Origin of the sequence: Burkholderia sp. E168m22, from assembly GCF_001319805.1 — a bacterium.
GTDB classification, from domain to species: Bacteria; Pseudomonadota; Gammaproteobacteria; order Burkholderiales; family Burkholderiaceae; genus Burkholderia; species Burkholderia orbicola.
Genome location: NZ_BBSK01000091.1, coordinates 39897 through 52800 on the forward strand (window position 1 = coordinate 39897; position 12904 = coordinate 52800).

Sequence of the window (12904 nt, forward strand, 5' to 3'; positions counted from 1 at the left end):
CGCCCCTCCTCCTCGGGTTGATGTTGCGCATTGTCGGGACGCCAATTAGTCTTTTGAATATCGCAATATCAATGTTCACTTGCTCAAATATGCAAGCAAAGAAACCGAAGAGCCGCGCGCTGCTCGGGCAGCTCAGCGACATGGATCTGCGCCTGCTGCGGGTCTTCAAGGGCGTCGTGCAGTGCGGCGGGATGGCGGCGGCCGAACTGGAACTGAATATCGGCATCTCGACGATCAGCCGGCACGTGAAGGATCTCGAAACGCGACTTGGCCTCGTGCTGTGCCGGCGCGGCCGCGCGGGCTTCACGCTGACGCCCGAGGGGCAGACGGTGTACGAGGAGACGCTGCGACTGCTCGCGTCGATGGAAGCATTTCGCAGCAGGATCGACGGCATTCACGACACGATGGGCGGAGAACTTCACATCGCCGTATTCGACAAGACGGCCACCAACCCGCATGCGCGCCTGGGCGACGCGATCCGCCAATTCGCGGACGAAGCGCCCGCCGTCGCGCTGAACCTGCACGTCGCGTCGATCAACGAGGTCGAGCGCGGCGTGATCGACGGCAGCTACCAGGTCGGGATCATTCCCGCGCACCGCAACTCGGGCAGCCTCGTGTATTCGGCGCTGTTCGACGAACGGATGCTGCTCTACTGCGGCCGCCAGCATCCGCTGTTCGACGCGCCGCACGGCAAGCTCACGTGGACGACGGTCCGCAACCACGCGTTCGCCGGGCTCGGCTTCCATTCGCCGAACATGGAGCTGAGCCATCGCGCGAAGCTCACGCGCAGCGCGACCGCGTCGGACCAGGAATCGATCGCGACGCTGATTCTGTCGGGCCGCTATCTCGGCTTCCTGCCCGATCACTACGCGGAGAGTTTCGAAAACAAGGGGCTGATGCAGCCGATCGCACCGCACCGGTTCAATTACCGGTGCCGGTTCGTGAGCCTGCTGCGGCGCTCGCCGCGCCCGTCGCGGGCCGCGCTGCTGTTCCAGTCGTGCCTCGAAGCCGCGCATGCGGGGGCGCTGCCGGCGGCATAGCGGCGGCTTCCGGTTCGGGTTCGTTCAGGCCCCGTCGTCGGATGCGCGGGGCTGCGCTCGCTTGCGCGTGACGAAATGGGTCGCGACGAGCGCCGCGGCAAAGCCGGACGCCGCGCCGAGGCCGAGCGCCCAGCGCGGGCCGAGATGGTTCGCGACCCAGCCGGCCACCGGCGCGCCGATCGGCGTGCCGCCCAATGCGACCGCGAGACGCAGCGCCATCACGCGGCCGCGCATCGCCGGCTCGGTGGAAAGCTGCATCAGGCTGTTGGTCGAGTTCATGAAGGTGATCGCGGCGACGCCGGTCAGCACCAGCGCGGCGGCGAACGACCAGTAGCCGGGCGCCAGCGCGGCGAACGTGCAGCCGAGCCCGAACAGCGCCGCGCCGATCCACAGATGACGGAAACGCGGCTGCTCGCGGCGCGCGGCGAGCAGCGCGCCCGAGATCGTGCCGACCGCCATCATCGACGACAGGAAACCGAACCCACGCGCATCGACGTGAAACACGCTGGCGGCCATCGTCGAAATGAACAACTGGAAATTCAGCCCGAACGTGCCGATCAGGAACAGCATCACGAGGATGGCTGTGAGGTCCGGCCGGCGCCACACGTAACGGAATCCGTCGAGCAGGCTGCCGCGCGAGCGGCTTGCCCGCACATTGGTGCGCAGTTCGTCCTCCCGAAGCCGCGACAGCGACGCCAGCACCGCGAAGAAGCTGAGACCGTTCGCGAGAAACGCCCAGCCGGTGCCGACCGATGCGATCAGGAAGCCGGCCGCCGCCGGGCCGACCATCCGCGCGGCATTGAACGACGTCGAGTTGAGCGCGACTGCGTTCGCGAGTTCGCGGTCGCCGACCAGTTCCGCGACGAAAGTCTGCCGCACCGGCGCGTCGAACGCCGACGCGCAGCCGAACAGGAACGCGAATACATACACGTGCTCGAGCCGCACCGCACCGGTGACCGTCAGCACGCCGAGCACGAGCGCCAGCGCCCCCATCAGCGCCTGCGTCGCCATCAGCAGCTTGCGCTGGTCGAAGCGGTCGGCCGCGTAGCCGGTCCACGGCAACAGCAGCAGTTGCGGCCCGAACTGCAGCGCCATCACCGTGCCGACGGCCGATGCGTCGTGATGCGTGAGCTGCGTCAGGACGAGCCAGTCCTGCGCGGTGCGCTGGATCCACGTACCGATGTTCGACACCAGCGAGCCGATCGCCCATACGCGGTAGTTGAAGCTGCGAAGCGAGCGGAACACGCCCGCTGCCGGCACGCTCACGGCCGCTCCCGGTCGGGCTCGTTGCCGCCGTGCAGTGCGCCGAAATGCCGCGCGAGGAACAGGCCGAGCGCGAGGATGCCGAGGCCGAACGCCGCCGCGTCGGCCGTGACCTTCAGGTCGAAATCGCCGGCCCGGCGCATGAGCGCATAGGCAATCACGAGATTCACGACGCCCCACAGCACGTTCACGGTGGACGACGACAACCCGCGGCCGGGCGGATTCGCGAACGGCGTCTGGAACGGCTCGCCACGCAGCCCGCTGACGAGATGCGGCACGGCGTTCGCGAGAAACGCGCCGCCGAAGAAGTACGACACGAGGTGCAGGAGGTTCATTTGCGGGTTGTCCTTTTGGCTAGCGGGCCGGAGCGGTTCACGAACGCGCCGGGTCCTCGAATTCGGCGAGCCGCTGCAGCAGCTTCACGGCCGCCGCGAGCTCGGCCTGCTCCGCCGCCGACAGTTGCGCGTGCAGCGCGCGAAAGAGCCAGTCGTCCTTGGCCGCGCGATTGGCTTGCAGCACCTTGCGGAAACCGGGCGTGAGCGCGATCAGCGTCTGCCGGCCATCGGTGGGATCGGGCGCGCCGGCGACCGCGCCGAGCGCCTCGAGCGTGGCGACCGTCACCCGCATCGACTGCGGGCGCACGCTTTCGGCGCGCGCCAGCGCCGACACGGTCGCCGGACCGTCGCGATCGAGCCGCAGCAGCACCGATTTCTGCGAGGACGTGAGGTCGTTCGGATGGGTCTGCTCCCGCATCCGCCGCATCAGCTTGCCGACCGAGATGCGGAGTTCGCCGGCGAGACCGGCCAGCGGGAGGGTGTCGGGGGAAGACGATGGCGAGTTCATGAATCCAAGATAGCACATCGACAGTCAAACTGTACAGTTTGACTGTATATTTCATCGTGTAAGGATCGGGCGGCCACGTGTGCTTTCGGCACGACGCCGCGCCCCGTTCGGCCGCGCATTCCGGCTCTGCGATAATGCGGGCTTCCCGTTTCCGCACCGCCTTCCGCCATGACGCAGCCGTCCGCCCCGCTCTCCATCGACCTGCCGCCGATCTCGTGCCTGCCCGGCGACGCGCTGCCGTGGCTGCCGATGAGCGCCGACCTGCCGGGGCTCGCGATCAAGTACCTGCACATCAACGCGGCCGAGGACACGCTGACCGCGCTGCTGAAGATGCCGGCCGGCGGCATGCTGCCGCGCCATCGTCACGATGGCGAGGTATTCGTCCATACGCTGCAGGGTGCGTGGCGCTACCGCGAATACGACTGGGTCGCGCACGCCGGTTCGACGGTGCTCGAACCGGCCGGCTCGGTACATACGCCGGAAACGCTCGGCGCGCCGGGCGAGGATGTGATCACGCTGAACGTGATGCGCGGCGACCTCGTGCTGCTCGACGACGACGGCCGCGAAACGGCGCGCGAGAACTGCCGCGTCGCGCTGCTGCGCCAGCGCAAGCATGCGCGTACGGCGCCGGATGCGGCCACGGCGTTCGTTACGCGGTAACTACGCGGCAAGACAGGCGACGCGACGCGCATCGTGCCGCGCCCGTCCATCCCGTCACGCGCGAGCGTCCTCCAGTATTCGTTTCCGCCGCCAGGCTTGCCCGCCGGTTATCGGAAACGCCTGAAAAACCGCCGAATATCGTCGGCCAGCAAGTCCGGCTCCTCCATCGCCGCGAAATGGCCGCCGCTCGGCATGTCAGTCCACTGCACCACGTCGAATACGCGTTCGAGCCAACTGCACGGCGGGCGGCTGATTTCCTTCGGAAAGCGCGCGAAGCCGACGGGCACCGCCAGGCGTTGCCCGGGCGCAAACCGCATCGGCTGCAGCCGGTTCTCCCAGTACATCTGCATCGACGAGCCGATGCAGCCGGTAAACCAGTAGAGCGAGATGCCCGTCAGCAGCGTGTCGTGCGAAAAACGGCGCGCGACGTCGCCGTCGCAATCGCTCCACGCACGGAATTTCTCGCCGATCCACGCGGCCAGCCCGAGCGGCGAATCGTTGAGCGCGATGGCCAGCGTCTGCGGCTTCGTCATGTGGACGTACGCGTACCCGCCTTCGAGCGCCGCCCACTCGCCGCGCTGCTTCAGGAACGCCTGCTCGTCGTCGGTCAGCGGCCGCGCCGCGTCGATCGGCGGGTCGTAGCTACCGGGCAGGTAGTTCAGATGGATGCCGTCGACCACGCCCTCATGCCGAGCGCCGAGCGCGACCGACACGCCCGCGCCCAGATCGCCGCCCTGTGCGCCGAACCGCGGGTAGCCCAGGCCGGCCATCAATGCCGCCCAGCAGTCGGCGACCTGAAGCGCCGACGTGCCGGGCGCCGCCGGCGCGGGAGAAAACAGGAAGCCGGGCAGCGACGGCGCGACGATGTCGAAGGCGTCGTCCGGATCGCCGCCGAACGCGGCCGGATCGCACAGGCGATCGATCAGTGCATGGAATTCGAATGCGGAACCCGGCCAGCCGTGCGTGACGACGAGCGGATAGGGTTTCGGGCCGGTGCCGCGCCGATGCACGAAATGCACGCGCCGGCCGCCGACGTCCGCGATGAACTGCGGCAGCCGGTTCAGCGCACGTTCCGCCGCGCGCCAATCGAAGCCGCCGGCCCAGTACGCGGCCAGTTCGCGCAGCCACGCGCCGTCGACGCCCTGCTGCCACGGCTCGGCGGGTGTCAGGTTGGGCGGGCGGGTGTCGCGCACGCGCCGCCGCAAATCGTCGAGCGCTTGATCGGATATCGCAATGTCGAACGGTTCGGCGTGCATCGTGTCTCCTCGCGAAACATGTCGACGAGATTCTGCGCGATTTTTCCGCCCCGCGCTGGCGGCAGGCGGTCGCGCGCGTCAGCCCGTTTCGCGCGCGTCAGCTTCCGTCCGTGCGTCGCGCCGCAACGCCTGCGGCGGCACGCCGAACCCGCGCACGAACGCCTCGCGCATGTGCCGGCGATCGCGAAAACCGTTCTCCCTTGCGATCACGTCGAGCGGATGGCGGCTCTGTTCGATCATCAGCCGCGCCGCTTCGAGCCGCAGCCGCTCGATCGCCTTCGCCGGCGACTGCCCGGTTTCGAGCGTAAACACGCGGCTGAACTGGCGCGGGCTCAGGTGCACGGCCTCGGCCAGCGCCTCGACGGTCAGCGCGCGGCCGAGATGCTGCCGCGCGTAATTGAGCGCGTTCTGAATCCGGTCGGATTTCGGCGCGAGATCGAGCATTTCCGAATGCTGCGACTGGCCGCCGGCGCGGCGCTGGTGCATCACCAGCTTGCGCGCGACCGACCGCGCGACGTCGGCGCCGAGATCCTTTTCCACCATCGCGAGCGCGAGATCGAGGCCGGCCGTCATGCCGGCCGACGTCCAGATCGGGCCGTCGACGATGAAGATCCGGTCGTCCTCGACGCGAATCTCCGGGTAGTGCCGCTGCATGTCGCGGCCGAACGCCCAGTGCGTGGTCGCGCGACGCTGCGCGAGCAGCCCGGCCTCGGCCAGCACGAACGCGCCCGTGCAGATGCCGGCGATCCGCCGCGCCCGCCCGTTCGCGCGGCGCAGGTAGGCGACCACGCCGGCCGGCGCCGGCGCGGCGAGCGGATCGTTGACGCCCGCGACGATCCACGTGTCGACGCCGAGGCGGCCGCGCAGCGCGCGCGTGGCGACCGGCAGCCCGAGCGACGAGCGCACGTCGCCGCCGTCGACCGAATAGTTGTCCATCGCGTAGAACGGCGCGTCCATCCCCATGTTCGCGTACTCGAACACCGACTGCGCGGCGAGCGCCATGATCTGGAAGCCATCGCTGATCAGAAAGCCGATTCGGTGCATGTGCGTTCTCCGCTTCCGTGCCGATTGGGCCGATGGGCCCGATGTCCGGAATCATACCCATCTACGTCATTTCTGTCGCCGCGCTTCGAGGCCAGAATGCCTTCACGCCATCCGGCCATCCTCATCGAAACGGAGCACATCATGACGCAAGCACATCGCGGTACCGCCCTCATTACCGGCGCATCGTCGGGCATCGGCGCCGTCTACGCGGACCGCCTCGCGCGCCGCGGCTACGACCTGATCCTGGTCGCACGCAATCGCGACCGGCTGAGCGCCCTCGCCGAGCGCATCACGAACGACACGCAGCGCAGCGTCGAGATCGTCGACGCGGACCTCAACGACCGCGCGGCGCTCGCCGCCGTCGAAGCCAAGCTGAAACAGGACGCGAGCATCACGCTGCTCGTGAACAACGCGGGCATCGGCACGCATGCGCCGCTGCTCGACAGCGACGTCGACGCGATGACGCGGATGATCGAGCTGAACGTGACCGCGCTCACGCGCCTGACCTATGCGGCCGTGCCCGGCTTCGTCGCACGCGGCCGCGGCGCGGTGATCAACATTGCGTCGATCGTCGCGATCTCGCCGGAAACGCTGAACGGCGTGTACGGCGGCAGCAAGGCGTTCGTGCTCGCGTTCAGCCAGTCGCTGCATCACGAGCTCGCCGACAAGGGCGTGCAGGTGCAGGCCGTGCTGCCCGGCGCGACGGCCACCGAGTTCTGGCAGACGGGCGGCCTGCCGCTCGAGCACCTGCCGAAGGAAATCGTGATGACGGCGCCGGACATGGTCGATGCGGCGCTGGTCGGGTTCGAGCGCGGCGAGCTCGTGACGATCCCGTCGCTGCACGCGGGCGACGAATGGGAGGCATACGAGGCCGCGCGCCGCACGATGGCGCCGCATTTGTCGGCCAATACGCCGGCACCGCGCTACACCACGGCGCGCTAGTTGCCGGCGGAGGCCGCGCCGCGCCGCGCGCCTTCGCCCTTCACGCCGACCATCAGCGCCACCCCGCTCGCCACCAGCAGCGCGGCGAGCAGATAGACGGCGAGATCCATGCTGCCCGTGCGCGTGCGGATCATCCCGATCACCCACGGGCTGACGATGCCGCTCGTGATCCCGATGCTGCTGATCAACGCGATCCCGGCCGCGGCCGCGTTGCCGGACAGGTAGCGGGTCGGCACGGCCCAGAAGATCGGCAGCGCCGCGAAGATCAGCGTCGCCGCTATCGACAGGCACGCGAGCATCGCCGCGAAGCTGTGCAGGTGCAGCGTCAGCGCCGCGAGCGCAAGCCCGCCGCCGATCGTGCAGCACGCGAAGTGCTTGCGGCGCTCGCCGGTGCGGTCCGAGCGGCGTGCGATCAGCACCAGCCCCACCGCGCCCACCGCATTCGGCACGACCGTGTAGAGGCTCACGGCGACGACGTCGGTCACGCCGAAGTCGCGGATCATCAGCGGCATCCAGAAGTTCAGCGTCAGCGACGCGCAAGTCAGCGAGAAATAGATGAACGCGAACAGGTACACGCGCGGGTTCGCGAGCGCGGCCATCACGCTGCGTCCGTCATGCGCATTGCCGGGTGCGCGGCCGTCGGCGCACAGCGCGGCGACGCGCGCCTTTTCGTCGGACGTGAGCCACGCGGCGTCCTGCGGCCGGTCGACGAGGAACGAGAACGCGGCGAACGCGAGCAGAATCGCCGGCGCCCCTTCGATCGCGAACATCCACTGCCAGCCGTGCAGCCCGAGCACGCCGCTCATGTCGCGCATGATCCAGCCGGACAACAAGCCGCCGAGCACACCGGCCACCGCGACGCCCGCGAAGAACACCGAGATCGCCGCCGCGCGCCGGTTCGCGGGGAACCAGTAGGTCAGGTACAGCACGATGCCGGGGAAGAAGCCGGCCTCGAACACGCCGAGCAGGAAGCGCAGCACGTAGAAATGCGACGGCTGCGACACGAACGTCATCCCGGTCGACGCGAGGCCCCACAGCAGCATGATCCGCGTGAACGTGCGGCGTGCGCCGAACCGCGCGAGCAGCATGTTGCTCGGCACTTCGCAGCACACGTAGCCGACGTAGAACACCGCGGCGCCGAGGCCGTACATCGCATCGCTGAAGCCGAGATCGTGCTTCATCTGCAACTGCGCGAAGCCGATGTTGATGCGGTCGAGGAACGACACGACGTAGCAGAGGAACAGGAACGGGACGATCCGCCACGCGATCTTGCGGAACAGCAGCGCGTCGCTGAATGCGGATGCGGAAGTCGGCGCCGACGCGCTCGCGTGCGCAAGCGTCGCTTCGGCGGGAAGCGATTGGGGCATGTCTCTCTCCAAACGGGCCGCGCGATGTCGAGCGCGCGGCAGTCTCCGAGGGCGTGCATGCGCCCTGCTTTCTTGTGAGACCGGATACGGTCGCCGGCACCGCGGCGCGATGCCGCCGCGAATGCCGCGACCCTCAGGGAAACGGCAAGGCGATCATGTAAGCGCCGCCCCGCCGCCGTGGGCCGCTCAGTCCTGCAGCGCGGCCCACATGTCCTTGTCGCGCTGCGCGGTCCAGATGCGCGGATGCGCGATGCCGCTCGCTTCGTCGAACGCGCGCGACACGTCGAACGGCAAGCAGTGCTCGTAGATGAACACGTGGCCGAACTTCGGGTCCATCGCTTCGCGCGTGAGCGCCATCGCGGCCTTCAGGTCGAGATTGCGCTCGACGGCCTTGCGGCCCTGCGCGAGCAGCGTCGTGACGAAATCCTTCGTGTAGTCGAGGCCCTTGTTCACTTCGGCAGGATTCAGCAGCGCGGGGCCGCGGCCCGGCACGAGCTTCTCGGCGCCGAGCGCGCGCAACGCCTCGAGCGTGGCCGGCCACTGTTCGAGCTGCGCGTCGCCGCAATAGCACGCGGCGTCGTATTCGACGAGGTCGCCCGAGAACAGCACCTTCTGCGACGGCAGCCACACGATCGTGTCGCCCTTCGTATGGCCCGAGCCGACATGCATGATCTTCACTTCGAGCTTGCCGAGGAACAGCGTGATCTCGCGCTCGAACACGAGCGTCGGCCAGGTCAGGCCAGGCACCGTCTCGACGCCGGCGAACAGGCGCGGGAAGCGCTCGATCTCCGACTTCATGTCGGCCTCACCGCGCTCGACGATCATCTCGTAGGTGCCGCGGCTCGCGATCACGTGCTGCGCGCCTTCGTCGAAGTACGCGGACGCGCCGAGCACGCGCACCGCGTGATAGTGCGACAGCACCACGTGCTTGATCGGCTTGTCGGTGACGCTGCGGATCTTCGCGATCAGGTCCTGCGCCATCGCGGGCGTCGCGGTCGTGTCGACGATCAGCACGCTGTCGTCGCCGATGATCACGCCCGAGTTCGGGTCGCCTTCGGCTGTGTACGCGTACGCGTTCTCGGACAGCTTCGTCCAGGTGACTTTCTTCTCTTCCAGATCGGCTTGGGAGGCGAATGCTTTGGCCATTGTGCGTTCCGTGGCTGCGAGCCATGTGTTGAGGGGGAGTGAGCGGATCATCGGCCTGCGTCGAATATTTGTCAATGACAAATGCGCTTGCTATTGTCCAATACGGGTAAACCTGTGGGCTGGCGCTGAAAATGGCGTCGGATACCATGCGGGGTTTCGTCAACGGAAGAATCATCGCGTGCAGAACCACGAAGTCAGCGCGGACGATGCGCCGCCCAAGGCGCAGCGCGGCATCCAGAGTGTCGAGGTCGGCGGCCGGCTGCTCGACGCGCTCGCGCGCCGGCGCAAGCCGCTCGGGCTGTCGGAGCTGGCCGCGGCGGCCGATCTCTCCACCGCGCAGGCGCACACCTATCTCGTGAGCCTGACGCGGCTCGCGCTCGTGAAGCGCGACGCGCTCACCGGCAACTACGAGCCGGGCCCGCTGTCGCTGCGGCTCGGGCTGATGTCGATCGAGCGCCAGCCGGCCTACCGGGCGACGCTGCCGCATGCGGTGCGGCTCGCGGAAACGGTCGGGCTGAGCGTCGCGCTGTCGGTGCCGGGCGTGCTCGGCCCGACGATCGTGCGCATCGAACACGGCGGCTATCCGTTGCACGTGAACCTGCACGTCGGGTCGGTGATGTCGCTCGACACCACGGCGACCGGCCGCGTGTTCCGGGCGTTCGGCGACGCCGCGCAACTCGATGCGATGGCGGCCAGCCAGGCGGGTGCGGGCGAGACGCTTGCCGGCGCCGAAAGCGAGCCGGCCGCGCCGGACGCCGATGCGCAACCCGTCGAACTCGATGCGATCCGCGCACGCGGCATCGAACGCAGCATCGACCGGCCGAGCCCGGGCGTCAGCGGGATGTGCGTGCCCGTGCTCGATCCGCACGGGCGCCTGCAGCTCGCGTTGACGGTGATCGGTTCGACGGGATCGATCGATGTCGACTGGGACGGCCCGATCGCGGCGGCATTGCGCGGCGCGGCGCGGCAGGCCACCGCGTCGCTCGGCACGGCGCATGCGGAACCGGCGCCCGCGCCGGCGGTGGCGCCGGGCGTCGCGCGCGTACCACCCGCGCTGGCCGACGACGCGAAAACGCAGCGCGGCATCAATGCACTCGACAGCACCGGCGACCTGCTGCTCGCGCTGGTGTCGGCGGGCCGCGCGCTGCCGCTGCGCGATCTCGCGACGGCGGCCGGCATGCCCGCCGCGAAGGCGTTTCCGCATCTGGTCAGCCTGCAGAAGATCGGCCTGCTGAGCCGCGACGACGCCGGCTGCTTCGACGGCGGGCCGCTCGCGCAGGCGCTCGGCCTGATCGCGATGCAGCGCGTGTCGCCGACGCGCGACGCGGAAGCCGAGATCGTCGCGCTCGCCGGCGCGACCGACATGAGCGTGGCCGCCGCGACGCTCGGCCCGCTCGGGCCGACCGTGATCCGGCTCGAGGAATCGGCGCGGCCGCAGCACGTGAGCCTGCAGGTCGGCACCGTGATGTCGCTCGTCAATACGGCGATCGGCCGGATTTTCGCGTCCGGCATGTCCGACGACGTGCTGGCCGACTTGCTCGCCAACGAGCCGGTGCGCCTCGCCGGCGCGCCCGTCGCACCGGACGACGCGGCCTTCCGCTCACGGCTCGCGGCGATCCGCGCGGACGAGCTCGATTTCGCGTTCGACGCGCCGGTGCCCGGCATCGGGACGATTGCCGCGCCCGTGTTCGATCACACCGGCAGCATCCGGCTCGTGATCGCGATCATCGGTTCGTCGCGCGGCTTCCCGCGCGGGCCCGACAGCGAGCTGGCGCAGACGCTGCGGGCCGCGACGCGGCGGCTGTCGTGGCGCTTCGGGTGGATCGGCCGCTAATCGCGCCCTTTTCCCCAACGTACGTTCGAATCCCTTTCTTTCTGCCCGCGAGGCCGCGCCGGCACGGCCTCGTCACGTCTATCCGACCCGCCCGGGCGACCAATATTCATGTTGCGCAGCAGCAACATAAATTGTCAGTAATTCTCATATAACGAAATCGCATTTCACAAGGCGAGGTCGTTTCGCTATGATTAGGGTTATCCCTAACTCGCCACCTCTATGGGGCTTCGTCATGCAAACGTCTAATTTCTCCGATCGTTCCACCCAATCCACTGGCTGGCTCGCACGTGTTGGCGAGCTGCTGGCGGAAGCCTGGGCACTGCACCTCGAGAACTGCGAAGTCATCGCTGAAGCACACGCGCGCCTGCCGCGCTGAGCGGACTGCCGGCCGCCTGATCCCCTTGTCCTGACGCGCGCCGACAGCGGCTATTGCGCCGGGCACCGGGCGGTCGCGCCGGTCAGAGAGCAAGAAGCCGGGCTCGTCCCGGCCGAATACCCTCGCTGCGTGGCGAGCGTTTCAAGATCGTCTCGACGCCGTGTTTCAGGCCGATACTGGCGCCAATTCATGCGTATTGGCGCGGATGGCTATCAGTCAGGTTGTCTGGGCATGCAGCCATTTCCGGCCAGCGCGCGATTACGCCCGGCCATCGCCGACGGAAGATTCATCCGTTTTTGTGTGCCCGCGGGCCGTTTCCCTGGCGAGCCTTCCGTGCCGGCCGTTCACCGGTTGCCTCCGCACCCGCGCCACATCGCACGCACTGCCGTTTCAACGCCGGCCGCGCTCCTCGTCTCTCCCCGTCACACCTGAATCGAAGGCACATCCTTCATGCACCGCAGCGCGAACATCGAACGGCTGTGGCGGATGCTCGAGATCCGGTACAGCTTTTCGCGCAGGAAGCGTTCGTAGCCGGCCGTGCCGTCCACCGCGACCTTGATCCAGTAGTCGTACTCGCCCGACACCAGATACGCCTCGAGCACCTCCGGCAGCGCCGCCAGTTCGGCGCCGAAGCGCGCCAGTGCGTCGTCTTCATGGCGATCGAGCGTGACTTCGAGGATCACGATGTCCGCGTAGCCGAGCTTGCGCTGGTTGACCAGCGCGACATAGCCGTCGATGTAGCCGTCGAGTTCGAGTTGCCGCGTGCGGTTCCAGCAGGCGGTGGTCGACATGCCGATCTGTTCGGCCAGTTCGGCGTTCGACAGACGCGCATTTTTCTGCAATGCACCCAGGATCTTGCGGTCCTGATTGTCGAGCGTTTTGGGCGTGCGTTCACGGGTAGCCATGGCGAGAAGAATCTTCTACTGAAAATCGGCATTCTATCTGAACAGGATTCCGGTTTCAGGGCCGTTTCACTGGAAAACAGGAAGCCTTTTAACCGGGCCGCTTGATACATTTTCTCCATGCCTGCTGCCCGGCACGCTCCCCGCGACCCCCCCTCGCAACGGAACGCACGGCCGCAATCACGAGTTGCGGTGCCGGCCGGCAGACATGCGATTCCCCGCCGCCCGCAC

At 68.2% G+C, this 12904-nt stretch carries 13 protein-coding genes; 5 read left to right on the forward strand and 8 right to left on the reverse strand.

Annotated features, from left to right (window positions below):
- Window positions 1–89 precede the first annotated feature (89 nt).
- On the forward strand, window positions 90–1040 hold the full coding sequence (locus tag AP428_RS20645) for a LysR family transcriptional regulator (protein WP_011547772.1): 951 nt from the start codon (window positions 90–92) through the stop codon (window positions 1038–1040).
- A 24-nt stretch (window positions 1041–1064) separates the two neighbouring features.
- Here AP428_RS20645 and AP428_RS20650 read toward each other — a convergent pair whose 3' ends face one another.
- From AP428_RS20650 to AP428_RS20660, 3 genes are read right to left on the reverse strand one after another with little or no spacing between them, the layout of a single operon-like run.
- Window positions 1065–2306 (reverse strand): MFS transporter, encoded by a 1242-nt coding sequence (locus AP428_RS20650; RefSeq protein WP_011547773.1) that lies wholly within the window; start codon window positions 2304–2306, stop codon window positions 1065–1067.
- Window positions 2303–2638: a hypothetical protein gene (locus AP428_RS20655; protein ID WP_011547774.1), complete on the reverse strand. Its 336-nt coding sequence runs from the start codon at window positions 2636–2638 to the stop codon at window positions 2303–2305. Before AP428_RS20655 ends, AP428_RS20650 begins: the two co-directional genes overlap by 4 nt.
- Before the next feature lie 37 nt (window positions 2639–2675).
- On the reverse strand, window positions 2676–3164 hold the full coding sequence (locus AP428_RS20660) for a MarR family winged helix-turn-helix transcriptional regulator (protein WP_011694727.1): 489 nt from the start codon (window positions 3162–3164) through the stop codon (window positions 2676–2678).
- A gap of 150 nt (window positions 3165–3314) precedes the next feature.
- Between AP428_RS20660 and AP428_RS20665 the strand changes: the two genes are divergently transcribed.
- On the forward strand, window positions 3315–3806 hold the full coding sequence (locus AP428_RS20665) for a 2,4'-dihydroxyacetophenone dioxygenase family protein (RefSeq protein ID WP_011547776.1): 492 nt from the start codon (window positions 3315–3317) through the stop codon (window positions 3804–3806).
- Between the two features lie 107 nt (window positions 3807–3913).
- On the opposite strand, the gene AP428_RS20670 is transcribed toward AP428_RS20665, so the two are convergent.
- Together AP428_RS20670 and AP428_RS20675 are read right to left on the reverse strand one after the other, a co-directional pair.
- Complete coding sequence (locus tag AP428_RS20670) at window positions 3914–5062, reverse strand: epoxide hydrolase family protein (RefSeq protein WP_011547777.1); 1149 nt, start codon at window positions 5060–5062, stop codon at window positions 3914–3916.
- Window positions 5063–5140: 78 nt separating this feature from the next.
- The gene (locus AP428_RS20675) at window positions 5141–6106 is read right to left on the reverse strand and encodes a GlxA family transcriptional regulator (protein WP_011547778.1); all 966 of its coding nucleotides are present in this window, start codon (window positions 6104–6106) and stop codon (window positions 5141–5143) included.
- 141 nt (window positions 6107–6247) lie between these two features.
- On the opposite strand from AP428_RS20675, the gene AP428_RS20680 reads away from it, so the two are divergent.
- Window positions 6248–7048 (forward strand): SDR family oxidoreductase, encoded by an 801-nt coding sequence (locus tag AP428_RS20680; RefSeq protein ID WP_041489484.1) that lies wholly within the window; start codon window positions 6248–6250, stop codon window positions 7046–7048.
- Here the strand turns inward: AP428_RS20680 and AP428_RS20685 are convergent.
- Both AP428_RS20685 and AP428_RS20690 read right to left on the reverse strand, forming a co-directional pair.
- Window positions 7045–8415, reverse strand: a complete 1371-nt coding sequence (locus tag AP428_RS20685; protein WP_054928357.1) for an MFS transporter — start codon at window positions 8413–8415, stop codon at window positions 7045–7047. The genes AP428_RS20680 and AP428_RS20685 overlap by 4 nt on opposite strands.
- A 186-nt stretch (window positions 8416–8601) precedes the next feature.
- Entirely contained in the window at window positions 8602–9561 is a 960-nt protein-coding gene (locus tag AP428_RS20690; RefSeq protein WP_006482658.1) for an MBL fold metallo-hydrolase, read from the reverse strand.
- Window positions 9562–9739: 178 nt separating this feature from the next.
- On the opposite strand from AP428_RS20690, the gene AP428_RS20695 reads away from it, so the two are divergent.
- A complete protein-coding gene (locus tag AP428_RS20695; RefSeq protein WP_011547781.1) occupies window positions 9740–11395 on the forward strand; it encodes an IclR family transcriptional regulator in 1656 nt (551 codons plus the stop codon).
- Between the two features lie 232 nt (window positions 11396–11627).
- On the forward strand, window positions 11628–11771 hold the full coding sequence (locus tag AP428_RS35595; protein WP_227746104.1) for a hypothetical protein: 144 nt from the start codon (window positions 11628–11630) through the stop codon (window positions 11769–11771).
- Between the two features lie 422 nt (window positions 11772–12193).
- Here AP428_RS35595 and AP428_RS20700 read toward each other — a convergent pair whose 3' ends face one another.
- Window positions 12194–12676 (reverse strand): Lrp/AsnC family transcriptional regulator, encoded by a 483-nt coding sequence (locus AP428_RS20700; RefSeq protein WP_006479115.1) that lies wholly within the window; start codon window positions 12674–12676, stop codon window positions 12194–12196.
- Window positions 12677–12904 lie beyond the last annotated feature (228 nt).